Below are 22,720 nucleotides of genomic sequence, written 5' to 3' on the forward strand. Positions count from 1 at the left end.
CGCATTCCGATCGTTTCAACCCCAGCCCGCCGGGCGGCCGGCCGCCCGAAGCGCAGCTTTACCGGTTCGTGCGCAGCAGCTCGGTCCGCAACCTGCGCTACGCCCACCTGCTTGTCGAGGCGGCAGTGGCCCGGGACACCCTGCCTCGGCCGTATAACCCACCGACCGTCAAGCCTCGACCCCGCAGCCGAGAATCCGCCGAAGTCAGTATCACCACGACCTGTTCGCAACCACGCCGGGACCTCCGGCGACCAGTTGCCCGGGAGCTGGCGCAGCTTGTCCGGGTAACCCGGATGGTGATCACCTGTACGGTCGACGCCCCGCGGCTGACCATGACACCGATGTAGGCCGCCGCGCATTGACGTTCGTGGGGTTTACGTGTCCGAGGACGATCTTGCGCACTATTCACCCGCCGCGTACTTGGCACCTGAGCGCCAGCCTCGGCTGCCGAGGGCCGCTGTATGCGAACGTTCCGTGGGGGCGGTGACTTGTCCGAGTCGTGCACGCTAACCACACGAGTCGGAAACATCTTTGCCAGGTGGCAGGCTGCAGGAGGTTCCGCGCGAACTGCGGTCGCGCGGAACTGCCGCCCGGACACGCGACGGAGTTTGCCGGTCACCACGTAACGGGCAGTGCCGACAGGTCGACTCATAGGTGGTCTGACGACATCCCTGATCGGATCGGTGGATGAAGAAGCTCGAAGCGCACGAAGTCCCGTTGTCCAAGGTGTTCTCAAGTGACTATGAGTTTGCCATCCCCGACTATCAGCGGCCGTACACGTGGGGTGTCGAGCAGGCGACACAGCTCTTGGAAGACCTCTACGAGGCGGTGGAGCGGGACCCGGATGATCCGTACTTCCTCGGCTCCATCGTCCTGGTGAAGGAGGCCAACGCGCCGCTGGCGGAGGTGATCGACGGACAGCAGCGGTTGACCACACTCACCATACTGCTGTCGGTGCTCCGCGAGCTGTGTGACAATCCGACCGACGCGGGCAACCTTGACAAGTTGATTTGGGAACCCGGTGACACCATCCAGGACCTCGCGTCCCGGCCGAGGGTCCGGTTAAGACGGAGGGACGAGGACTTCTTCCGCAAACACGTACAGGACAGGGGCGCCCTCGCGGTGCTGGAGGCGGGCGTGGCGCCGGCGAACGACGCCCAGGAACGCATTGTGGCCAACGTGCGGGAGTTGCGCCGGCTCTTGGGCAAGAAGTCCGACGTTGAACGGCTGGCGTTGGCCAAGACAATCGTGCAGCGAACCTTTTTGGTAGTGGTCAGCACATCCGACCTGACCAGCGCGTATCGCATCTTCTCGGTGATGAACTCACGCGGCGTCGAGTTGGCGCCCGCCGACATCTTCAAATCGAAGGTGATCGGCGCCCTGCTTGACGACCTGAAGGAGAAGTACGCCGCTAGGTGGGAAGACCTGGAGGCCGACCTCGGCCGGGAAGCATTCTCCGACCTGTTCTCACATATCCGAATGGTCTACATGAAGGTCCGGGCCCGCGAACAGCTGCTCCTTGAGTTCGACAACCACGTTCTCAACCGGTACCTGCCGGATCGCCCGACCGATTTCGTCGATTCGGTGCTGGAACCGTATGGCCGCGCGTACCTCGACATTCTCAACAGTGACTACCAGTCGGTTCCCGATGCCGGCGTGATCAACCGGTGGCTGCGCCGACTGCACCGACTGGACAACTTCGACTGGCAGGCACCCACGCTCTGGGCTCTCACCAACCACCAGTTCGACAGCGACTGGCTGGTCGAGTTCCTGCGCCGGCTCGACCGGCTCTGCGCCTGGATGCTCGTCCGCCGCTACAACACCCACGGTCGGGGTCAGCGCATCGGGCAACTGCTCCGCGAACTCGACGCCGGACACGGGCTGAACTCGCCCGCACTCGATCTCACCAATGACGAGCGCGCCGAAATGATCTCCAGGCTCGAGGGGGAGATCTATATCCAGACCACCGTGCGCAAGTACGTCCTCATCCGGCTCGATGAGTTGCTGTCGGACCCGCCGGTGTTCCAGCATGAGCCGAAGATCGTCACGGTGGAACACGTGCTGCCGCAGAGTCCGAAGGCTGACAGTGAGTGGTGCTGGCAGTTCACCCCCGAGCAGCGGGCTCACTGGACTCACCGCCTGGCCAACCTCGTCCTGCTCAGCCGCACCAAGAACGGCGAGGCCCAGAACTTCGACTTCGCCACCAAGAAGACCCGCTACTTCCGATCCAGGTCCGGCGTGTCTAACTTCCCTCTGACCACGCAGGTGCTGGCCACCGACGCGTGGACGCCAGAGGTGCTGGAGCAACGCCAGTCTGACCTGATCGGCACTCTCACCCGCGCGTGGGACCTTGCAGGCTGAGGTCTGGCGCTATCGTCCGGGACGCACGGAGCAGTCGATAGCGGAGGACCCATGCGCGACGGGAGCGGGCTACGCCGCGGGCACGAGCGTGGTGGTCCGCGACGAGGAGTGGCTGATCCAGGCGTGCGAGCCGGTGGGGGATGGGTGGAAGCTGGCCTGCCTGGGCACCTCCGAGTTGGTCCGGGACACCGAGGCCACCTTCTACACCGAGCTGGAACCGGACGTTGAGCCGCTGGACCCGGCACGCGCCCGGCTGGTGGCCGACGACTCACCCGGGTTCCGGCGCACCCGGCTGTGGCTGGAGGCCGTACTGCGCAAGACTCCACTGCCACTGCACGAACAGCGGCTCGCCGTGGCTCATCGGATGCTCGCCGACGACCTGCTCTACCAGCGTCGCGCGGTCGCCCAGGCGCTCGCCGGAGGTGCTGCGCCCGCGCATCCTGATCGCCGACGCGGTACGGCAGCACCACCTGGTCGCTCGCTGACCGCTTCTGCGGTTCCGCTCAGTCCTGCTACTGGCGGGTAGCTCGGAATCGTTTCAGTCCGGGAGTGTTGTATTGGGGACATGCGTTGGCCTGACTTCGGCGTCGCTGGAGCACCGGTGGTGATCGCCACGCCGTTCGGCGCTCCATGGCCGGTGGTGCTGGTGTTCGGCCTGGCCGGGCTTGTGGTCTACGGCTGGGTGCAGTACCTCCGGCACAAGGAACACATGCGAGCGCTGGACAGGGCCGCTGTGCGCACGGTGGCAGCGGTCCTACGCGCCCGGGCCACCATGGACCTTTCCCGGTCGCGTCCTTGGCAGCGACGCGATCTACCACGCCCGGGTCCGAGTAGACAGGCATCATGATCTCCGGGGATCCCCGTCCGGGTATCAGCGTGCTCAGCGCCAACGTCGGACGGCACGCGCGCAACGCACTCTCATGGCTCCCCTTTGTGTCAAGGGGGTGGTGGCGATGGGGTTAGTCTGTCGGTGGTGGGCCCGGGTTGTGGCTTGTCCGAAGGGCCGGCGTCCGGGGTCAGGCCGGTCACGCTGGAGGCAGAGTCGTCCCCTATTGCCCTCCCGGGCCTGCCGCTTCTCGTTGTGGGGGTGTAAGAACAACGGTATAACTGTCCAAAGTGGAGGATGCACCGATGTGTGACGAAAGTAAGGCCCAGACCGCGACGGCCGAGCCGGTGGTGGATCGGCAGTTGGTGGTTGAGATGGTGGCTCGGGCGCAGGCTGACGGCGTGAGCTCGCTTGACCAGCGCGGCCACCATCTGCTGGTCCACCGCCGGGCGTGACCGTCGCGGCCTGCGTCTTTCCCTGCTCGTCATCGATGCACTACCCTCCACTTTTGACAGTTACACCATTGTTCTTACAGCCCCTCAGGTCCGGGAGGGCTGCTGTGTCGAGGACCAGTTTGTGGATGGCGGCTCGGGTGTCGACGATCTCGAGCGCCTGGGATAGCGGGCAGGTGGCCAGGCTCAGACCCGAGAATGCCGCCGAGGAGTTGGGCGGCGATGGAGCGCAGAGCGCAGCCGGGGGCGATGCCGGCGGAGGTGTCGCTGAAGATCCGGCCGATGGTGATGGCGGGGTTTCAGCGGTCGGTGTTGTCGGCGTCATGGCCGGCCGTCTGATGAGTCTCGGAGATGCTCACGACCGACACGGCGAGGGATAGCGCCTGATGGAGCCATGCGACACGGATCTGCTCGTCGGCTGGGTCCGAGACCAGCGCCGTCTGACGAGTTTGCGTCTCCAGCGTGACCGTAACGGGCTGCGGTTGGCGTTCTACGGTCGTACGTCCACTGTAGACTTTCAGGACCGGGCATCGTCTCAGGCGTGGCAGCGTGAGGTCGCGGAGTGCGTGGTCGCCGGTCGTGGCGAGATCGTGGTGGAGTTCTTCGATGCTGGCTATTCGCGGCGCCTGCCGTGGGCGGACCGGCCCGAAGCCGCCGCCTTGCTGGCCGCGCTGGCTGACCCGGGCCGGGCGTTCGATGCGATTGTGGTGGGGGAGTATGAGCGGGCGTTCTTCGGCGACCAACTCCAGCAACTCCTGCCACTGTTCCACCGACACAGGGTCCAGCTGTGGCTGCCCGAGACCAATGGGCCACTCGACCTGACTGATCCAGCGCATCGCGCGTTGTTGTTGATGTTGGGGGCGCAGTCGCGGCGAGAGGTGCTGCGGGCCCGGCACCGGGTCTTGTCGGCGATGCGTGCCCAGGTTCTCGAGCAGGGTCGGCATCTGGGTGGCCGCCCACCCTACGGCTACCGCCTGGTCGACGCCGGGCCGCATCCCAACCGAGCACACGCTATGTGGGGTCGGCGGCTGCACCGGTTGGACCTGGACCCGGTGACTGCGCCGCAGGTGCGTTGGATCTTCGCGCAACGGCTCGCCGGAATGAGCGTGGCCAGCATCGCCCGCCGGCTCAACGAACGCGGGGTGCCGTGCCCATCGCAAGCAGACCGACGACGCAATCCGCATCGGCATCGTGGTATATGGACGGTGCACACCGTCGCCTCGATCTTGGCTAACCCGCGTTACACCGGTCGGCAAGTCTGGAACCGACAAAGCACCGACCCAGTCGCTCGTCCTGGCCGAGTTGGGCGACGGCGGGTGGTCCAGCGCTGGAACCCGATCCACGAGTGGGTGATCTCGAAGATGATCGCGCACCCACCGCTAGTGACCGAGCGAGACTTCGTCGCCGTGCAAAACATTCACGCCGCTCGGCCCACCCAGGACGGCCGTTTTCGCCGCTACCAACTCGCCGGGCTGATCCGCTGCGGCCTGTGTGGCCGGCGCATGGATGCCCACTGGGTCCACGATCGAGCCGGATACCGCTGCCGCCATGGCCACACCACCGGGCATCCGCGGCAACCTGGCCAGGCCAAGAATGTCTACCAGCGCGAGGACCATATCCTCGCCGCGATATCCACCCGTCTCGCCGCACTGGGCATCGACCAAGCCCCTCCGGGGACAGATGCCGGAACCAGCCATCATCCAACGCGGTTGGCCGAGCTGCTCCGAACCCACCGCATGACCATCGTGTGCGATCACACCGGTTGGGCCCTGACACCCAATCTGCCAACGACCAGCGGCAGAAGTCACGAGATCATGATCGCCTGACCATGACGAATCCCGTGGGGTAATACTGTGTCCGAGGGAAACCAACACAGCCCCGTGGCATACCTGCGCAATGCAGGTATCCATGTGACAAAGGCTACCAGACTTGGTGTGCCTGACATCCGCCGTTGGTGCCGCACCGCGCACGGTCAAAGGCCGAGTATGATGGAGCGGATTATCGCAGGTAGAAGCAGGTTTCAAGCCTCAACGGAGCCTCTACCCGCGCCCGCGTGTCGACATGCTGTCGATCTTTCCGTGAGCTATCGTCCTCCAGTTAAGCCATGGCCGCTTCGCGCCGTGGGAGGTGGGCGGCGGCGTAAGGGCAGACAAGTTGCTTCCAACGACGGTCCAGCAGATCTTGCTGGTGGTTCTCTTCGTAATGCCGGGCGTCGTCTTCCAGGTAGTGCGCGGTCGGCTGCGCGGTCCGGGCCCTGACGATCGGGATGTCACGTTCCGTGTGCTCCGAGCTATCGCCGTGAGCGCCGCGCTTGATTTGATCTACCTCGTGATCTTTACCGACCTCATCGTGAGGTCGGCTACGAGGTTGGAGACCGTGCAAAGCTCCGCACGCCAGTTGGCCCTACTCGCGCTCGGTTGCACGATCGTCATACCGGTATTGCTCGCTGCCTTGGCTCATTTCATGAGCCTGTGGCGCCGACGAGGCATTAAGGACGCCCTTGCTGACTTTTGGCAGTACGATCCGGCTCCTACGGCATGGGACTGGTTCGGCAAGGTGCGGAGCAGCGGCTATGTGCGTGTGTTGACTAAGGAAAACAAGTGGATTGGAGGTTGGGCAGGCGCGCATTCGTACATATCATCATACCCCGAGTCGCGGGATCTCTATATCGATTGTGTCTACGAATTCGACAACGAAGGCAACTTTACAGAGCCAACGTTTAATGGCCGAGCGAGCATGTGGATACGTTGTGACGATGTTCAGCTTGTCGAGTACATCGCCGACAGGCAGACTCCCCAGCCATCACAGCCCAGTAAACAAAGTCAATTGGAGCCAGTGCATGACGAACGAAGATAGCCGTCGAACCCAGGAGGGTTACCGACCGAGAAGTCAGCCTCACGAGGAACGTGGCCGAAAGCCCGCTACCAATCCTCTCCCACCTCCGCCACCGCCCCCACCTCCGCCGACCAAGGAAACACGTCGACCGGCTCGGCGAAGATACTCTGATTAAAGGATGTGCTCCTACCATGGCTAAAACACGTGTCTTTATTAGTTTTGATTACGACCACGACGATGATCTCCGAATTCTCTTGCTGGGCCAAGCCAAGCTACCCGGCTCACCATTCGAGATTGCCGATTGGTCCCTAAAGGAGCCGCTGATCGGGAACTGGAAGGAGAAGATCAAGCCACGCATTCGCGCTGTTTCGCAGGTAGCAGTAATTTGCGGTCACTATACGAACACGGCAACCGGTGTTTCGGCCGAAGTGGAGATCGCTCGCTCGGAGAGCAAACCCTACTTCCTCTTGGCTGGTCGAGCTACGGGCACCAATAGGAAGCCTACGTCAGCTCTTTCTACTGACCAGCTCTACAATTGGACTTGGGAGAACCTGAAGACGCTAATCGCGGGCGGCCGGTGACTGGCAGTGCGCAAGGCTCTCATCGTGGGTATCGACGACTATGCGACTGCGCCACTAGCCGGGTGTGTTAATGACGCAATTGCTCTAGCTGGTTGTCTCTCAAAGCACCATGACGGTTCTCCAAACTTTGACGTAAGGCTTCTCTCTGCACCGCCCGACCAAATAACTCGCTCGGTGCTGCGCGGGTACATTGAGCAGCTGTTCGAGAAACCGGCGGATGTTGCTCTCCTCTACTTCTCCGGACATGGTACCGAGAACAACCTAGGAGGCTACCTCGTCACACAGGACGCGACGCGATATGACGAGGGTGTGGCGCTAACAGATGTGCTTACCCTTGCTAATCGATCACGCGTGCGAGAAATCGTCATTTTGCTCGATTCTTGCCACAGCGGTGCGCTGGGTCAACTGCCCGCCATTGATAATGACTATGCTAACATACGTGAGGGCATCACGATACTAACAGCGAGCCGATCGAGTGAAGCGGCCGTCGAGACCGGTGGTATGGGACTGTTCACGTCGCTAGTGGTCGCAGCACTCGAAGGAGGGGCGGCGGATGCTATTGGTCGTGTAACTGTTGCTAGTGTTTATGACTACGTGGAGGAGACTCTTGGGCCGTGGGATCAGCGGCCACTTTTTAAGGCCCACATTTCTACTCTAGTTTCCTTGCGCAATGCTCAACCGGCCATTGATGTCGCCATCCTCCGCAAGCTGCCTGAATGGTTTCCGCGGCCTGACGGTGAGTTCAGCCTAGATCCTTCATACGAGCCGGATGCTGAACCAGCAAACGACGAGCATGAGAAGGTCTTTGGTTGTCTCCAGAAGTGTCGGGCAGCTAAACTCGTAGAGCCAGTCGGCGAAGAACACATGTATTTTGCAGCGATGAACTCCAAGTCATGCAGACTGACTCCACTGGGCCGGCATTACTGGCGGCTTGCAAATGAGGGTAGGATATGAGTCAAAGTCAAGCTACAACACAGCATGTCGTAGGAGTTACTGGCCACCAAGCGATTACTCAACGCACGAGCGAGTTGGTGGCATGTGCGATAAGAGATTCGCTTCAGAGGGAGACCAATCTTGTTGGGATAACTTCTCTGGCCGCAGGAGCAGATCAGATATTCGCTGGCGTTGTGCTTGCCTTGGGTGGCCGTATTGTTGCGATATTGCCTGCCAAACATTATGAAGAGTCGTTCGACAAACCCGAACACCTGCTGAACTGTCGTCGCCTGTTGGATCAGGCCGAGCGTGTCACGTTCTTGCCGTTCGATAGACCCTCGGAGGAAGCGTACTGGGCCGCGGGGCAGGAAATAGTAAGGCGAGCCCATCGCCTCCTGGCCGTATGGGACGGACAACCAGCAGGAGGTCTTGGCGGTACTGCTGACGTCGTGCAGTACGCTCGTGCTCAAGGTAAGCCAGTCGAGATTATCTGGCCGGAGGGATCAAGTAGAGGTTAGTTTCCACCTAGTCTCGGCCGCCGAGAACCAGCGCAGCGCAAGTACCGCATCCACCTACAACGTGCTTAGCGCCGGCCTGCCCGCTGGTCACCTACGTCGTCTACCACACCGCCTTCCTCTCACCAGGGCCTACGTCGACACATGACCTGTCCCGTCCAGCCAAGACAGCCGGTCATGTAACACAATGGCTTGGAGTGTCGACTCATGGTCGCAGATCGACCGCGTTTCACCCCCGCCACATCTCGCCGCCGAGACTCCGGCTCATGCTCGAAGGAGGACCAGATGGTCCTGAACGCTGGACGGTGACCTGATCTTGCTTAAGGCGCTTCGGGCGTGGCTTCACGCTACCCTATACCTGTATCGTGCTACTGCTACGAATATGCCGGCACCGACCTTTGACATTGGAGTGCTACTTGAGGGCAAGGGCGCTCTACGTCAGGCGGCCATGCGACGATTGGCATTCCTACCCACGGAAGCAGCCGTGGTGATCTCAGTAATGCTACCTGCGAAGATCGGATTGTTGGCCTTTTGTGTATCTCTGATAGTATTCGTTGCGACTCTAAAGCACCGGGTGCATGCCAAAGTTAAGTTGCGATCTTGCGCAGATGCACTTCAATTCGCTGTGAATCACGCAAACAAGGCTACGGAACGAATCTTCACGAGCCACGAACAGGCAGCCGTTATTATTCAGAATTTTGAGACAAGTCGTGTCAAGTTCGTACTGTCTCTTCGAAGTTTTGGCTTAGACGGTGTCGAGCGTCGATTCGGCATCGGCGAGGGTAGTGAATACATTCAGACAAATCTCCGCGAGTCGCTCAAGCTGCAGGCCAGATATCTGAAGGAAGAGGCGAAGGAAAAGGCGCATCGTCGAGTGCAAGCGATCACGACCTTCGACACAGCGGAGGATCTACTTGGGGCGAGTATTGCAAAATTTCTTCCAATTATCGGTGTCTGGAACGACTCGACTGCCTCTCCGAATTACCAGACTTCCCGGATTCCTCGATTGTACCTGCCGCGAGAGAATTGGAAACCAGCACTGAGACGTGCCATTACCTGCGCTTCATCCATTGTGGTGCACCTGTCGGAGATGTCTCCCGGTGTACGCTACGAATTGGAGACGATCCTCGAGCTTGGTCGTGAGGCAGATACAATTGTAGTGATCTCGGACGGTCCGTCGGTCGATCGTTTTCTGGTGGAGATTTTAGAGAGTATTACGGGTCAGGCCATAGGCAACGGAGTGACATACGAACCAGTTCGAGCTTCTGACGTGCTCGCCAGATTCCCGCATATTGTTGAATACAGTACAATTGACCTGTCGAATCTGAGTGAGACGGAGGCGCTGGCCCGAATTCTCGTGGGAGACGACGCCTGACTTTGCCTAGCCATCTTTGAAATCATCCCGGAGGCTAGCCGGTTGAGCGGACTCTCAGTTGCACGGACGGCAAATCAGGCTTGCGATCCGGCGAGTGGGTGGGGTTCGCCGGTGAGGGCAGCGAGGGCGGTGGCTACTTCGTGGATGTCTGCGGTGATGTAGGTGATTGTGGTTCCGGCGTTGTTCTTGCTGGTGTGGCCGGCGTAGGCGCGGGCGACGGCGTAGCCGTGGTGGCGTTCGACCCAGGTGAGGGTGGTGTGGCGGAGCCAGTGGGTGGTGATTTGTTGGGTTGCGACCCAGGGTAGGTATTTGCCGATTCGGGTCCAGAGGTGGTCGTAGCGTCGGGCGGTGATGGGGTGGCCGTTGCGGTAGCGGAGGAGTTGTTCGGTGGGGGTGGCGCCGCGTTGTTGGGTGTGGTGGATGAGGGCGCGCATGAGGGTGGGGGAGACGGGTTGCCAGCGGGTGGTGCCGCCTTTCTCGTGGAGATGGATAAGGCATTGCTCAGGGTCGAGGTCGCAGGGGCGTAGGGCGAGGGCGCCGGCTCGGCGGCAGGCAGTTTCGGTGTGCAGGCGCAGGAGGAGGGTGTCGAGGTCGGGGTCGTTACCGGTCGTGGCGGCGACCCGGTTGATCTCGGCGAGTCGCTGGTTGGGGAGGGCGCGGCGGTTGCTGGGGAGCCGGCGCGGCTTGCTCACTCGGAGAGCTGGGTTGTCGGCGTCGGTGATGAGTCCGTCTGCGGCGGCGTGGCGGTAGAGGCAGCGGAACGCGGCGATGAGGTGTTCGGTGGCGGAACGGCCGCCGCGGGAGTTCTTCCGGGCGACCAGATGGCCTTTGGTCTGCTCGCAGAGTTGCTTGATCTCCAGGGGCGTGGGTTCGTCAATGCGTCGGTCGCCCCAGGTGTCATCGATGCGGCGCCAGTAGGTGGCGTACGTCCGGCGGGTTCCGTCCGGCACGGCTGCCGAGACCTGGGCGATGTAGTCGCGGAACGTCGGCATCGACCGGTTGTCGGCGGGGTCGGCTCCGATCAGTTGCTCGGGGGTGATGCCCATGCGGGCCAGGAGCAGACGCGCGGCGTTGAGGTCGGCGGTGTTCATCTCGGTACCTCGCCGGGTGAGGCCGCGGTGTGGTGGTCCAGGAGGATCGACTCCAGGAGCGCCATGGTGTAGGCCACGAGCACACCGGCGGTTGGTGGCGGTTGGTGCGGCGGCCACGAGGAGCCGGTCGCCGGTGTTCAGGCGGCAGACGTGCCGGACGTGGGCCGGGAGCCGGAGGTGGCCCTGACTGGTGATGGAGTCGGCCGCGCCAGCCTGGGAGGTGACGACTACTGCCTGGTGTAGCAGCCTGATCGTGATGGGCTGGCCCGGCCACCAACCCAGAGCACGGATCGGCGACCGGTCGGCAAGCCGACCTCGGGCATCGATGGGCGTCACGGTGTAGTACAGCGTCGGTGTTGGAGTCGGTGCCGACAACGGTGGTAGCGGCAGCCCGGCACCTGCCGTCCGCGTGGATGCCTCCCCAGACACCAAGGCCGATGCGACGTGCTCCACCAGCGACCCGTACGGCGGGTCCTCGACTCCCGTGCCGCGTGTGACGGGTCGGACGGCGGGTCTCCCACACCGCGTTTCGAGGGCCGTTTGGGACGGGTGTGACGGGATGCGCGGGTACCCGTCACACCCGTCACAGGAGCCGATTGCGCAGGTCGTAGCTCGTTTCGACCCGTCACAGGAGGTGTGACGGCGTGACGGGGTGGTTGTCACGGGTGTGACGGGTTGGGTGGACCGGGGGTCAGTGGTCATCGGTGTCCACCTGGGGTTGTTCGATGACCCGTTCGCGGGTGCTTGCGGCCTGGATAGCGGCGCGGATGTCGGCGGTGAGGTAGCCGCGGATCTGCCGGAGCTTGCCGTCGTCGGTGGGGATGCGTTCCCGGGTGGGGCGGCACCCCACGTCGCGCATCTGCAGGCCGAGTTCCGTTGGGTCCAGGTCGAGGGCTTCGGCCAGCTCGGCGGAGGGCACGAAGTCGCGGCCGTCGTGCTCGTCGAGATCGTCTCCGAGGTAGTCCACGATGGACGCCAGGGGTTCGGGCAACTCGACCGGCTCCTCCGCGCGGTCGGGAGCCGGGGCGATGCCGGCACCGATGGCTTTGGCGACGGCGGCGTGATCGAGCACGGGCGCCGTGTCGTGGCCGGCCGCTTGCCCGGTGAGCGTGCCGGCGGCCTCGCGCAGTGCCCGGCCGCGTTGGCAGAGGGTCTGCCAGTCGTCGTTGGGCATGTAGTAGGTGCGCACGGTCAGCGCGAGCACCTCGGCACCGGCTTGGGTGTCGCCGTCCGGGCGCAGGATGCCCACTCCCTTGTGTGAGGCGAGCAGCCGGCTGCTGTCGTAGCCGCGGGTGTTCATCTGCTCGCCGAGCACGATGTTGCTGTCGCGCCAGTCCATGACCCGCAGGGCGAACCGGGAGCCGAGCACGGCGCGGAGTCCACTGGGAATGGTCTTGGAGTCCGGCCGCTGGGTGGCCAGGATGAGGACGATGCCGGCGGCCGGTCCCTTCTTGGCCAACCAGGTGAGCAGCTCGCCGACGTATTCTCCGGCGGTGATCTTCTTGCCGTCCACCGTGATCGGGGTGCGGTCCAGCAGCGGCACTTGGACTTCGTCGATGACGATGGTGGTGATCGGCATGTTCAGCGCGGGGTCGCGGGACATGGCCGGGGTGACCTTCGACTCCGGACAGGTCACATCGTCGAGTTGCCGCATGCGCCGATACCGGCCCTGCACCTCGCCGATCAGCTCCACCAGCCAGTCCACAAGGGACAGGATGTGCTCGGGCTCGTCACCGGAGAGGAACCGGTGCGCTACCAGCGCCGCGCCGCGTAGCTGTCCGTTGTCGTCGGAGCCCCAGTCCTTGCCTGCCTTGAAGTCCGCCACGTACAGCCGGACGAACGGGTCCAGGATCAGCCCGGCCGCAGCCAGCCGGGCCGCGAACGTCTTGCCCTGCCGGGGAATCGCGCCGATCAACAGCGAGGTCCACACCAACGTCAGCGTGATCGCGCGGTTGCGGGCGTCCCGACCGAACGGGATCGGCCGCCACGCATCCCACCGAGGCACGTCCAGCAGCGGCGTCCGCACCGGTGGGGAGGCATACGGGTCGGCATCGGCCACCCACATCGACACCCGCCCGGCGTGGCCGCCGTTGCCGCGCACCCGCTCAACGATCAACTGAACCTCGTCGACCGCCAACGCCGACGCCAGCGCCTCCCGGTTCTTGATCACGTCCGCGGCCTTACGGGTCGGCGGCAAGTCCACCGTGATCGCCCACCCGCCGCCGGTGTGGGTGGCGCGCTCGACCAGGCGCAGGGTTTCGTCCTTGCCGATGAGTTTGGCGTCCCGGAACGCATCGACCAGGACTTGCGGGTCCATCGTCCAGGTAAGGGTGCGCGGGCCGGCGAGCACGGCCTTGCGGCCGGGGCTGCCATCCCGGCGCCGGCCGAGCACCGCCAGGCCCACCGACGCGACACTTGCGACGATCCACAACACGCGCGTGCCGTAGATCAACTCAGCGATCGCCACGCCGAGCACCGCGACCACGGTCACGGCGCCGGTGACCTTCCACCGGAACAGCGTGAGTGCGCGGATCTCGGTGAACTTGTCCGCGAGTTTCTCGGCCTGCTCGGCGGCCTCCCGGTAGTCCCGCACGGTCACCCACCGACGCCACCACCGCGCCGCCGCCACCAGGCCGCGGAACACCGCGCCGAGGAACCGCAACGGCGAGCGCAGCACGGCGGCCATGGCATCCTTTGCGGCCTGCTTGGCTTGTGCGCGGCTCTTCAGCCACAGGGGGACGCGCCGGGAGCGCAACCACCATGCGGTGAACCGGCCCAGCCGGGGCGAGTAGTAGACCGGCTGGGGCGGCCCGTCGACCAGCTCCGCGTCGTACACCGGCTCGCCCGGCACCAGGTCTCGAGCATCAGCAGGTCCAGGGAGCGGCGACGACTCGTCGGTGTTCACGGTCTCTCGCCGTGAACGGTCGTCGGGTACATGGCCGTTCATCGCCCGTCCCCGCTTCCCGCACCAGCTCCGCCCGTGGGGATCTCGGCGTGCAGCGCGGCGGCGAGCCGAGAGGACAGGCCGCGCGAGCAGCCGGTGACCTGCCGCACCCACGCCGGAGTGATCACGACACCCGGTGTCCATGCCTGCCGGGCCACCGACAAGTACTCGGCGAACGAGGTGCGCCGGTTCGGGCCGGTGGCCGGGTGGCGTTCATGAACGGCCGACCCGGCGCGGTGAACGGCGTCCGTGAACGCCACCAGCACCGCTTCAGTCAGCTTGTCCCGAAGGTCGGTGACGGCTTCGGCGGCGACGAACACCACCAGCGGCGGCACCGAATGCAACACGATCCGCGACAACGAACCGTCCGCATAGGACGCCCAGGTGTTCATGACGTAGGTAGCGGTGAGCGTGAACCACTTCGCCACCCGCACCCACGGTCCGGTGTGGACCTGGTAGCGGGCGGTGACTTGCTCGGCCCGCAGGATTGCCAGCAGCACCAGGGACACCGTCGGGTCGAGCAGCCAGGCGGCCAGCCACGGCAGCGACCACGCCGCTGATCCGGCCGAGGCGAACGCCTGAACGTTGGTCATGGTGAACGCCAGCCCGAGGCAGATGCCGGCCCAGCAGATGCGGTCCACCTGCGTGCGCACCCGCTCCACTCGCAACGCGACCACGTCCGGATGGGTCTGGTAGGCGCGCACTTCAGCGGCCTCGGCCGCGTCCTGCGCCAGCCGCTGTGCCCTGGTCAGCGGCACGTGCCGGGCATCATGCGGGTCTGTAACCCGGCCGGCCGGTGTGGGGGTGGTCATCGGCGACCACGTCCGCGGCGGCGGGGCGTGTCCAGGGTGGTCACGGTCAACGCCCGGGTGAGCGCGTACGAGGCGAACAGGGCCGGCAGGCCGAGCACGGCCAGGAGCAGCCACTTGCTCGTCGCGGGATGGGTGATCACGATCCACTGGACGCCGACGATCAGCCCGGCGGTGAACACCACCCGCCCGAACAGCGATAACAACCGCGCTCCGGCCCGCGCGGCGTCGGCCGCCGCCCGTGCCCGGCGGGCTCCGGCTCGCCACACCCACAACAGCGCCAGCAGCACGCCGACACCGGCCAACAGTTGCTCCGGGGTGAGGTTGAACGTCATCACGGCCGCTCACCCCCGTCCCGACGCTGCACCCAGGACAGGAACACCCGGCGACGGTCGTCGGCCGCGAGCAGGCCCCACACACCGTCAGTGGCGTAACCAGCGGTGCGCAGCTCCCACTCCAGGCACTCACCGGCGACCGGACACTCGGCGCAGATCCGCGCCGCTGTTACTCGATCGGCGCGGTCGTCGCCCGACCACGCGGGAACCTCACCGGAGGTGTAGAGCCATTGACACAGGCCCTGGCGAGACACCGCGTCGTGCAGACGGCTGGTGGATAGGTCCGCGAACCGATCGAGATCGGCCGCAACCCGTTCGTGGAACTCCTCCTCGTGGTTGTTCACGGCGACACCCCCTCGGAGGTGTCGTCGGCCAGATGTGCCAGCACGTGCGTGGGCACCAACACCCGAGACCGGCGCCGCACGACAGGCAGCATCCCGACCCGGATCAACCGGCAGACGTGCGGCTGATCAACACCCAGAAGCCACGCGACTTCCGGGATGGAAAGCAATATCGGCGAACCGGCAGAGATAATGGTTTGCATCGTTGTTGGTCCTTTACTCGATGGTTGCGGCTCGCCGTTTGGGAGCCGTCGCCATCAAGTAAGGCGGCGATGCAATGCGACAACTATGCGGACCTGCGAATAGAATATTTCGCGGAGGAATATCAGCAGGTCAGAGCCGGGTTAGGGAGGGCCGATATTCTCTACGGGAATATCGAGCGGACAGAATATCCCGCCAGAGAATGTTGATCTAGGTGGTGCGTTTGATCTCGTTGAGCAGGTCACGGAAGTCCGCCCCGGCCGCCGCGCCGTAGGTGTCCAGCTCGCGGGCCAGCTCGGAGGCGACCATCAGGAGGGATGGCCGGCTCTGCCGGCCGTTCTGTAGCGCCCGGACGGCCAACGCGGTAGCTTCCTCGACATCGCCCTGCCTGGCGGCGATGACAGCCAGCGTCAACTGTGCCTCGGTGTTGCGCATGGGGGTCACCAGCACGCCTTCCGGATTGACGCTGCGGCGGATGACCTCCTCGGCGTTGCGCTTGGCGAGTTGGTCCGAACCGACGATTCGGTAGGTGTCCATTGCGTAGAAGTCCCATTTGTCGGGATCAACGACGAAATGGTGCTCTGGTCGATCCGGGAACGGCAACCTGTCCAGCAGGGCCCGGCCCTTTTCGAGAGCCTCATGGACTTCTTCAGCCATTCCCATCCGCGCGTAAGCCTTCGCCTGTTGGCCGTAGAGTTGTACCGCGACTGAGTGTGACGGTGCTGCCAGAGCGCCCGCCTCTGCGGCGGCAATGACCGCACGGTAGTTGCCCGCCGTAAGATGGAACCAGGCGAGCATTTCGTGGGCCCAGCCCACGATTCCCGGCTCGCCGGACTCCTTGCCGAGTTCCATGGCCATGCGTCGGGTTGCTTCGGCTGATCGAGCGTCGCCAACGTCGTATTCGAGACAGCCTACAAGCAAGGCGAGCATTCCGGCGTTGTTGAGTATGTGGCGGTGCTGGTCCAGCGTCAGGCGGTTGTCGAGTAGTTCGGTCATCTTGCCAAGCCACTCTTTGCTGGTTTTCATCAACTCTCGAGCATCCGCGTGTGGATAGTCGCAACACAGTTGTTCGACGGTGATGTCGAGTGCGTCGATCGTCGATGAGTCGATCGCTGACGTGCGAACGCGACGAAGTAATTCGAGCGTGTCCATCCCGGTGTTCGCGACCAGAATCTCGTCCTGCGATCTGGGCACCACCAAGCCGCTCGACGCAGCACCGGCGCCAGCCCCCGCCTCCGCAGACCGCAGCGATCTCAGTCGACTTCGTCCGGGAAAGTCGAACCAAAGCATGTGCACTGGCAAGTGCAGAATTCTCGCATAGTTCCGCAGGGCCTCGAGGTTCTGCTCCGGCTTGCCATTTTCCAGCTTGCTTACCTGAGCTTGTGTGAGACCGAGCCACCTTCCGAGAAGTTCTTGGTTCAGCGCCTTTCCGAACAGTTGGAGATGACGAGGATGATTTCGATACGCCTTGAAAACCTTGCCAATGTGCTGGCTATCAAACGCTGCCCGGAACTCATCCGTCTCGAAGAACTCATTCCTGAGTTGGGCTGGGGGCGTGCGGAGCTGGTCACGCTGCTCCCTGTGACACCTGCTGCACAGCCGCGCGGTGTTGTCCGCGGCGAGCACCGTGTGGCAGCCCTGACAGCGACGCCCCCCGGCGGTACCGGTAGGGCGTCGCCGCTGTGGACCTGGAGCGCTCATCCAATCCCGCCGCGTTGGAACCCCATCTGCCTCTGACCAGCGTACATACGGTGACAGCCCCCTACCAACCGGTCCACGTGCCGCCGCCAAAGTGGCCTCCGACCAGGCGATATTCCAACCGTGACATGGAGCATGCCGAACTAGATATAGACCCGGCTACCGCGCGGCGCGACGGTCTGGGGGCAGGGCGGCACCGGCCAAGACGGGGACCAGAGCCCCTCGGTTGTCCGCCCTCCAACCGCTCGCACGACAACGCCCCGAGGTAGGTAGCTGACGATGGCAACACCGCGAACGGCGCCGTGACATCCATGATCGTTACGGCATCGCTCACCACTGGCGTAGCCCGCGTCGCCCGCGGACACCGGGAGGCTGTGCGCCTGGTCAACGAGATATTGACGACGGACCACGTAGAGTGGGAGACCACACTCTTCGTCGGTGATGTCGAATTTCATCGCACGAAGGATGGACCTTTTCCCAATCACCAACTTCGCATCAGCGTGCGTCCATCGTCAGGTCTCGCGGCAATGAACTACATGGACCACGACGACCCGCACATGCCGATCGCCAACTCATTCAATCCGAAGCGGCCCTTACCCGAGGTTGACCTAGTCTTCAACGGCACCACGGGGTCAGTATTTCCGCGCACGGCACTGATATCCATCGCTGACGCGCGTAAGGCGTTGATTGAGTGGCTGGAAACGCGGAAACGTCCGGGTTGCATCGAGTGGCGCCCCTACGACTCGTACTAGAACACGGCACGGATATCCGAAATCGCGTAGCGGAAGGTGACTAGTTGTGCCGAACGATGGCAGGCCCGCGTTCGATTGGCACACGCCGCTGGTCATCGCCTGGCGGGACGAGCGCGGGGTTGAGCGGACAATCACGGTTGGCCTGGTTGAGACACACTCCGGCGGCATCCAAATCGGTCTCGTGATCACGCCACCGAATACTTCGGATGACCCGGTGATCCTGCCGCTGGAGATTGCCAATCAGGTTGAACTGAATTTGCGAAACACTCTTGTCGCCCGGTTCCGGCGCGCCATCGACGGTTTGGATGATGAGAAGCCATGAGTAACCATGCTCCGATCTACTCCACACGAGAACTGGTTGCATTGCTCACGGAGCACGATCGGGAGCACCCGGACCACGGCAATGAATGCACTTGTCGCCAAGGTTTGATCAAGGCAATCCGGATCCTACTCGCATCGAAGACAAGACCGGTCCCCGTCGTTGTCAATGCCCCTCGGCCGTATGTGCCGCCGGATGTTCTGCGCGGGACCACCAAGGGCGAACGGTGACGGACCAACTGATTTGGCGGAAGTCGCCATGGGATCACAACGTTCACGCTTTCCGTGTGCTCGGTGAGGTGGTCTCAGAAGCCATCTGCTCGCATTCCGCGTCGACGAGTCGGCTGACAAAACCGGAAGAAACGGACCGGAAGTGCCAGGGATGCCTGCTGCTGCATGGGGCCGAGCTGGCCGAGCGACACGGGCAAACGCACTGGAGGTTCATCGAGTAGCGAGGCCACCCGTGCCGGGCACCACCGGCGAACGGGCATGGCCGCTGCGATCGCCGCAGCGGCCATGCCCGTTCGCAGGCAAGTTCTACCCGGTATGCACCCTCGGCGCTGATCGCGTGCCGCCTGGACCGGGCACCCGATGCCCGTTGCGCCTAGACGGCTCTGCTGGTGGAATGCGGCCTTGCTGGCGCCATCGGCGTAGCACGGTGCGCCCATAGTTGTTCGTGCCGGCGACCCGGTCCAGCTCCGCGCCGGTCGGTGTGCGTCCGTGGGTCTGTTCGCGAAGGAAGTGCTGCCACATGGCCTGTTCGGCCGGTGGCTTGTCGGGCTTGGAGACTTCGTTCGGTGTGACGGCGTGTTCGGTCTCGGTACCGGTCTCGCGGTCTGGCTCCTGCTCGGGTGTGACCGGTTCGGTCTCGATCTGCTCTCGCGGCCGGGGATGGTGGGTGAGCAACTCGGCCGCGAGCAGGAGCGCTATCGGTGGCCAGCCGGCGACCAGGACCGACTGCCACGCCAGGGTTGGGGCGGCTGCGATGTTGGCCGCAAGGGATACCGCGATACCCAGCAGGAAGGACAGCCAGGCCGCCAGCCGGACTCGGCGGCTGGCTTGCTGGCCGGACTTGAGCAGCCCGGCCGTGGCCAAGAATAGCAAGCCGTCGACCGACAGCGGCCACAACGCGGCGCCGACTGGATCGGCGCCGCCGTGCAGGGCGAAGTCGCGTTGGTGTTCGTAGGAGCCGTACGCGGCGACGGCCGCGACGATCAGCGCGCACCCGCGCCGCAGCCACAGCTCGCGGTCTCGGCTGCGTGGCCGGGTGCTCTCGGTCCTGGTCTCGGTCATCGAGCATCACCCCCTGACCGGTGGCGAGACTCGCCGAGAGCGAGCGGGTGGGGCTCTCCGGTGAGCGCGGCTAAGGCGGTTGCGATCTCGGGGAGGCTGGCGCGCACGTAGGTGGCGGTGGTGCCGGCGTTGCCGGAGTCGGTGTGCCCGACGTAGGCGCGGGCGACGGCATAACCGAAGTTGCGCTCGACCCAGGTCAGCGTGGTGTGGCGTAGCCAATGGGTGCTGATCTGCTGCGTGGCCACCCAGGGCAGATGTCGACCGATGCGGACCCAGAGGTGGTCGTATCGGCGAGAGGTGATCGGCCGACCGTTGGCGTAGCGCAGGAGTTGGCTGTTTGCTGGGGCTCGGCGTTGGTCGGCGTGGTGTTGTAGATGCGTCATCAGGGTTGGGGAGACGGGTTGCCAGCGGACGGTTTCTCCTTTCTCTTTGAGTCGGATGAGGCATTGGTCAGAGTCGAGGTCGGCGGGGGTGAGCGCGAGTGCGCCGCCGCGGCGACAGGCGGTTTCGGTGTGCAGCCGTAGTATCAGGGTGTCCAGCGCGGGATCATCACCAGTGGTCGCGGCTACGCGGTTGATCTCGGCGAGCCGGCTGTCTGGCACCGCTCGGCGGGTGGACGGTAGTCGTCGGGGTTTGGTGACTTTCCGCGCGGGATTGTCGGTCGCCGCTATGTGTTTGTCGTTTTCGGCGTGTCGGTAGATGCAGCGCAGTGCGGCGATGAGGTGTTCGGCGGCTGAGCGTCCACCTCGGGCGTTTCGTCGGGAGACCACGTGTGCCTTGACGTGTTCGGCGAGTTGTTGAATCTCGGTGGGTGTCGGCTCGTCGAGCCGCCGAGGACCCCAGTGGTCCACGATCCGGTTCCAATAGGAGCCGTAGACGCGGCGGGTGCCGTCGGTGACGGCCGCCCGGACAACAGGGATGTAGTCGGCGAAGGTCGGCGCGGGAGCGCGGTCCTCGGCCGCTGCCATCAGATCGGCCGGAGAGACGCCCAGGCGGGCGAGCAGGAGCCGCGCGGCGTCGAGGTCGGCGGAGCTGGGCGCGGACTGCTGCGTCATGCGGGCTCACCTCCGTCCGTGTACTGGGCAAGGGCGTTGTCCAGCGCCGCAGGTGGGTAGATGGCGAGCCGGGACCGGTCCGGATCGGCGGCCAGCAGCACACGATCCCCCGCCGCGAGCCCGCACCGGTGCCGCAACGGAGCGGGGAGCCGCAGGTGACGCTGGCCGGTGACCTGGTAGGCGCCGGTGGGATCGGCTCGGACGGTGAGGACACCGCCGGTTTCCTCGATGGCCAGGCGCAGCCCGGCGTACCAGCCCAACGCTCGCATCACGATGCGGTCGGCAACCCGGCCGCGATCATCGAGCGCCGCCAACCCGTAGACCAGGTTCGACGTTCTGTCCGAGATCAACGACGGGAGTGGTAACGGTCCCCGCACCAGCGAGGGCACCGCTGAGTCACCAGCCGCCCGGCCGCCCGAGCGGGGCAGCAGCGCGGGCACGACAGAGTTGATCAGTGACGCGCTCATCGAGACCACCCCCGGCACGCGGGGAGGTGGTCATGGGCACTTGAACACTGGTACGTCAGATGTGGCAGGGATGCCACCGGGGGGTGTCCGAGGGGGGACTTGAACCCCCACGCCCTTGTCGGGCACTAGCACCTCAAGCTAGCGCGTCTGCCATTCCGCCACTCGGACTTGATGGGGGACAGGGTAGCTGATGGGGGGTGGGTGGTAGGAAGGCCGGGTGACCGAAGTGGCGGAGGACGAGGTAGTCGGGTTGACGAGTGAGTTGATCCGGATCGATACGACGAACACGGGTGAGCTCGGGACTACGGTAGGTGAGCGGGCGGCGGCCGAGTATGTGGGGGCGAAGCTGGCCGAGGTGGGGTATGAGGTTACGTACGTGGAGTCCGGGGCGCCGGGGCGGGGGAACGTGTTCGCGCGGCTGGAGGGGAGCGATCCGACCAGGGGGGCGCTGCTGATTCACGGGCACCTGGACGTGGTGCCGGCGGACCCGGCGGAGTGGTCGGTGCATCCGTTCTCGGGGGCGGTGCAGGACGGGTACGTGTGGGGGCGGGGTGCCGTGGACATGAAGGACATGGTGGCCATGACCTTGGCCACGGCGAGGCGGTTCAAGCGGGACGGCGTCGTGCCGCCGCGGGATCTGATTTTTGCGTTCGTGGCCGATGAGGAGGCCGGGGGAGCGTACGGCAGCCAGTGGCTGGTGGAGAACCGGCCGGAGCTGTTCGAGGGGGCCACCGAGGCGATCGGGGAGGTGGGCGGGTTCTCGGTGTCGCTGGCCGAGGACACCAGGGCGTACTTCATCGAGATCGCCGAGAAGGGGATCGCCTGGATGCGGCTGCGGGCGCGGGGGCGGGCCGGGCACGGGTCGATGATCCACGACGACAACTCGGTGACGAAGTTGGCGGAGGCCGTGGCCAGGCTCGGGCGGCACCAGTTCCCGCTGGTGATCACGGACTCGGTGCGGCAGTTCCTCGAGGGGGTCACCGGGGTGACCGGGATCCCGTTCGAGGAGGAGGACATGGACGGGTCGGTGGCCAAGCTGGGGCCGCTGGCCAGGGTGGTGGGGGCGACGCTGCGGGACACGGCGAACCCGACCATGCTCACCGCGGGGTACAAGGCGAACGTCATCCCGTCGGTGGCCGAGGCCACTGTGGACTGCCGGGTGCTGCCGGGCCGCCAGGAGGCGTTCGAGCGCGAGCTGGACGAGCTGCTCGGGCCGGACGTGGAGCGGGAGTGGATCACTCATCTGCCCCCGGTGGAGACCACGTTCGACGGCGAGCTGGTGGACGCCATGCGGGCGGCGATCGTCGCCGAGGACCCGACCGCGCACACGCTGCCGTACGTGCTGTCCGGGGGCACCGACGCGAAGGCGTTCAGCACGCTGGGCATCCGCTGCTTCGGCTTCTCGCCGCTGAAGCTGCCGCCGGACCTGGACTTCACCGCGCTGTTCCACGGCGTGGACGAGCGGGTGCCGGTCGAGGCGATCCAGTTCGGCACCAGGGTGCTCGATCGGTTTCTGCGGACCTGCTGACAACCGCCGG

The 22,720-nt window shown here is 64.6% G+C and carries 22 protein-coding genes and 1 tRNA gene; 12 read left to right on the plus strand and 11 right to left on the minus strand.

Annotated features, from left to right (window positions below):
• The 9 genes from VGX25_RS12450 to VGX25_RS12490 form a co-directional block, all read left to right on the plus strand.
• On the plus strand, nucleotides 1-347 hold a 347-nt coding region (locus tag VGX25_RS12450; protein ID WP_326917834.1), incomplete at its 5' end, for a hypothetical protein.
• A 340-nt stretch (nucleotides 348-687) separates the two neighbouring features.
• Nucleotides 688-2,361, plus strand: a complete 1,674-nt coding sequence (locus VGX25_RS12455; protein ID WP_326917836.1) for a DUF262 domain-containing protein — start codon at nucleotides 688-690, stop codon at nucleotides 2,359-2,361.
• Between the two features lie 91 nt (nucleotides 2,362-2,452).
• Entirely contained in the window at nucleotides 2,453-2,887 is a 435-nt protein-coding gene (locus tag VGX25_RS12460) for a hypothetical protein (protein ID WP_326917838.1), read from the plus strand.
• Between the two features lie 711 nt (nucleotides 2,888-3,598).
• Entirely contained in the window at nucleotides 3,599-3,808 is a 210-nt protein-coding gene (locus VGX25_RS12465) for a hypothetical protein (RefSeq protein WP_326917840.1), read from the plus strand.
• A 217-nt stretch (nucleotides 3,809-4,025) separates the two neighbouring features.
• A complete protein-coding gene (locus VGX25_RS12470) occupies nucleotides 4,026-5,465 on the plus strand; it encodes a recombinase family protein (protein ID WP_326917841.1) in 1,440 nt (479 codons plus the stop codon).
• Nucleotides 5,466-5,766: 301 nt separating this feature from the next.
• The gene (locus tag VGX25_RS12475) at nucleotides 5,767-6,495 is read left to right on the plus strand and encodes a DUF6338 family protein (RefSeq protein WP_326917842.1); all 729 of its coding nucleotides are present in this window, start codon (nucleotides 5,767-5,769) and stop codon (nucleotides 6,493-6,495) included.
• A 170-nt stretch (nucleotides 6,496-6,665) separates the two neighbouring features.
• Complete coding sequence (locus VGX25_RS12480) at nucleotides 6,666-7,055, plus strand: TIR domain-containing protein (RefSeq protein WP_326917843.1); 390 nt, start codon at nucleotides 6,666-6,668, stop codon at nucleotides 7,053-7,055.
• Nucleotides 7,056-7,061: 6 nt separating this feature from the next.
• Nucleotides 7,062-8,009: a caspase family protein gene (locus VGX25_RS12485; protein ID WP_326917844.1), complete on the plus strand. Its 948-nt coding sequence runs from the start codon at nucleotides 7,062-7,064 to the stop codon at nucleotides 8,007-8,009.
• 876 nt (nucleotides 8,010-8,885) lie between these two features.
• The gene (locus VGX25_RS12490; protein ID WP_326917845.1) at nucleotides 8,886-9,878 is read left to right on the plus strand and encodes a hypothetical protein; all 993 of its coding nucleotides are present in this window, start codon (nucleotides 8,886-8,888) and stop codon (nucleotides 9,876-9,878) included.
• Nucleotides 9,879-9,952: 74 nt separating this feature from the next.
• On the opposite strand, the gene VGX25_RS12495 is transcribed toward VGX25_RS12490, so the two are convergent.
• The 7 genes from VGX25_RS12495 to VGX25_RS12525 form a co-directional block, all read right to left on the minus strand.
• On the minus strand, nucleotides 9,953-10,969 hold the full coding sequence (locus VGX25_RS12495; protein ID WP_326917846.1) for a site-specific integrase: 1,017 nt from the start codon (nucleotides 10,967-10,969) through the stop codon (nucleotides 9,953-9,955).
• A gap of 691 nt (nucleotides 10,970-11,660) precedes the next feature.
• Complete coding sequence (locus VGX25_RS12500) at nucleotides 11,661-13,916, minus strand: cell division protein FtsK (RefSeq protein WP_326917847.1); 2,256 nt, start codon at nucleotides 13,914-13,916, stop codon at nucleotides 11,661-11,663.
• Nucleotides 13,913-14,725 (minus strand): hypothetical protein, encoded by an 813-nt coding sequence (locus tag VGX25_RS12505; protein WP_326917848.1) that lies wholly within the window; start codon nucleotides 14,723-14,725, stop codon nucleotides 13,913-13,915. Before VGX25_RS12505 ends, VGX25_RS12500 begins: the two co-directional genes overlap by 4 nt.
• Entirely contained in the window at nucleotides 14,722-15,057 is a 336-nt protein-coding gene (locus VGX25_RS12510) for a hypothetical protein (protein WP_326917948.1), read from the minus strand. The genes VGX25_RS12505 and VGX25_RS12510 overlap by 4 nt, the downstream gene beginning before the upstream one ends.
• Nucleotides 15,057-15,401, minus strand: coding sequence for a WhiB family transcriptional regulator (locus VGX25_RS12515; protein WP_326917849.1), 345 nt, complete (start codon nucleotides 15,399-15,401; stop codon nucleotides 15,057-15,059). Before VGX25_RS12515 ends, VGX25_RS12510 begins: the two co-directional genes overlap by 1 nt.
• Nucleotides 15,398-15,601 carry a helix-turn-helix domain-containing protein gene (locus VGX25_RS12520; protein WP_326917850.1) on the minus strand — a complete coding sequence of 68 codons (204 nt, stop codon included), beginning with the start codon at nucleotides 15,599-15,601 and terminating at the stop codon, nucleotides 15,398-15,400. The genes VGX25_RS12515 and VGX25_RS12520 overlap by 4 nt, the downstream gene beginning before the upstream one ends.
• A 208-nt stretch (nucleotides 15,602-15,809) precedes the next feature.
• Nucleotides 15,810-17,225 carry an XRE family transcriptional regulator gene (locus tag VGX25_RS12525; RefSeq protein WP_326917851.1) on the minus strand — a complete coding sequence of 472 codons (1,416 nt, stop codon included), beginning with the start codon at nucleotides 17,223-17,225 and terminating at the stop codon, nucleotides 15,810-15,812.
• 383 nt (nucleotides 17,226-17,608) lie between these two features.
• On the opposite strand from VGX25_RS12525, the gene VGX25_RS12530 reads away from it, so the two are divergent.
• On the plus strand, nucleotides 17,609-18,049 hold the full coding sequence (locus VGX25_RS12530) for an Imm1 family immunity protein (RefSeq protein WP_326917852.1): 441 nt from the start codon (nucleotides 17,609-17,611) through the stop codon (nucleotides 18,047-18,049).
• 46 nt (nucleotides 18,050-18,095) lie between these two features.
• On the plus strand, nucleotides 18,096-18,371 hold the full coding sequence (locus tag VGX25_RS12535) for a hypothetical protein (protein WP_326917853.1): 276 nt from the start codon (nucleotides 18,096-18,098) through the stop codon (nucleotides 18,369-18,371).
• A 533-nt stretch (nucleotides 18,372-18,904) separates the two neighbouring features.
• On the opposite strand, the gene VGX25_RS12540 is transcribed toward VGX25_RS12535, so the two are convergent.
• The 4 genes from VGX25_RS12540 to VGX25_RS12555 all read right to left on the minus strand — a co-directional run bounded on the left by VGX25_RS12540 (nucleotide 18,905) and on the right by VGX25_RS12555 (nucleotide 21,350).
• Complete coding sequence (locus VGX25_RS12540; protein WP_326917854.1) at nucleotides 18,905-19,660, minus strand: DUF2637 domain-containing protein; 756 nt, start codon at nucleotides 19,658-19,660, stop codon at nucleotides 18,905-18,907.
• Nucleotides 19,657-20,715, minus strand: coding sequence for a site-specific integrase (locus tag VGX25_RS12545; RefSeq protein WP_326917856.1), 1,059 nt, complete (start codon nucleotides 20,713-20,715; stop codon nucleotides 19,657-19,659). Before VGX25_RS12545 ends, VGX25_RS12540 begins: the two co-directional genes overlap by 4 nt.
• A complete protein-coding gene (locus tag VGX25_RS12550) occupies nucleotides 20,712-21,182 on the minus strand; it encodes an AbrB/MazE/SpoVT family DNA-binding domain-containing protein (protein ID WP_326917858.1) in 471 nt (156 codons plus the stop codon). Before VGX25_RS12550 ends, VGX25_RS12545 begins: the two co-directional genes overlap by 4 nt.
• Nucleotides 21,183-21,266: 84 nt before the next feature.
• Nucleotides 21,267-21,350, minus strand: a tRNA-Leu gene (locus VGX25_RS12555).
• Nucleotides 21,351-21,408: 58 nt separating this feature from the next.
• On the opposite strand from VGX25_RS12555, the gene VGX25_RS12560 reads away from it, so the two are divergent.
• Entirely contained in the window at nucleotides 21,409-22,710 is a 1,302-nt protein-coding gene (locus tag VGX25_RS12560; RefSeq protein WP_414635788.1) for a M20/M25/M40 family metallo-hydrolase, read from the plus strand.
• The last annotated feature ends 10 nt before the right edge of the window (nucleotides 22,711-22,720 follow it).

This window comes from Actinophytocola sp. (assembly GCF_035942955.1).
Taxonomy (GTDB): Bacteria; Actinomycetota; Actinomycetes; order Mycobacteriales; family Pseudonocardiaceae; genus DASYTH01.

Coding starts and splice junctions, on each gene's coding strand:
- VGX25_RS12530 (WP_326917852.1), top strand. CDS start 17,609: ATGATCGTTACGGCATCGCTCACCACTGGCGTAGCCCGCGTCGCCCGC.
- VGX25_RS12510 (WP_326917948.1), bottom strand. CDS start 15,057: ATGACGTTCAACCTCACCCCGGAGCAACTGTTGGCCGGTGTCGGCGTG.
- VGX25_RS12550 (WP_326917858.1), bottom strand. CDS start 21,182: ATGAGCGCGTCACTGATCAACTCTGTCGTGCCCGCGCTGCTGCCCCGC.
- VGX25_RS12540 (WP_326917854.1), bottom strand. CDS start 19,660: ATGACCGAGACCAGGACCGAGAGCACCCGGCCACGCAGCCGAGACCGC.
- VGX25_RS12495 (WP_326917846.1), bottom strand. CDS start 10,969: ATGAACACCGCCGACCTCAACGCCGCGCGTCTGCTCCTGGCCCGCATG.
- VGX25_RS12470 (WP_326917841.1), top strand. CDS start 4,026: ATGGAGCCATGCGACACGGATCTGCTCGTCGGCTGGGTCCGAGACCAG.
- VGX25_RS12500 (WP_326917847.1), bottom strand. CDS start 13,916: ATGAACGGCCATGTACCCGACGACCGTTCACGGCGAGAGACCGTGAAC.
- VGX25_RS12490 (WP_326917845.1), top strand. CDS start 8,886: ATGCCGGCACCGACCTTTGACATTGGAGTGCTACTTGAGGGCAAGGGC.
- VGX25_RS12505 (WP_326917848.1), bottom strand. CDS start 14,725: ATGACCACCCCCACACCGGCCGGCCGGGTTACAGACCCGCATGATGCC.
- VGX25_RS12545 (WP_326917856.1), bottom strand. CDS start 20,715: ATGACGCAGCAGTCCGCGCCCAGCTCCGCCGACCTCGACGCCGCGCGG.
- VGX25_RS12520 (WP_326917850.1), bottom strand. CDS start 15,601: ATGCAAACCATTATCTCTGCCGGTTCGCCGATATTGCTTTCCATCCCG.
- VGX25_RS12480 (WP_326917843.1), top strand. CDS start 6,666: ATGGCTAAAACACGTGTCTTTATTAGTTTTGATTACGACCACGACGAT.
- VGX25_RS12455 (WP_326917836.1), top strand. CDS start 688: ATGAAGAAGCTCGAAGCGCACGAAGTCCCGTTGTCCAAGGTGTTCTCA.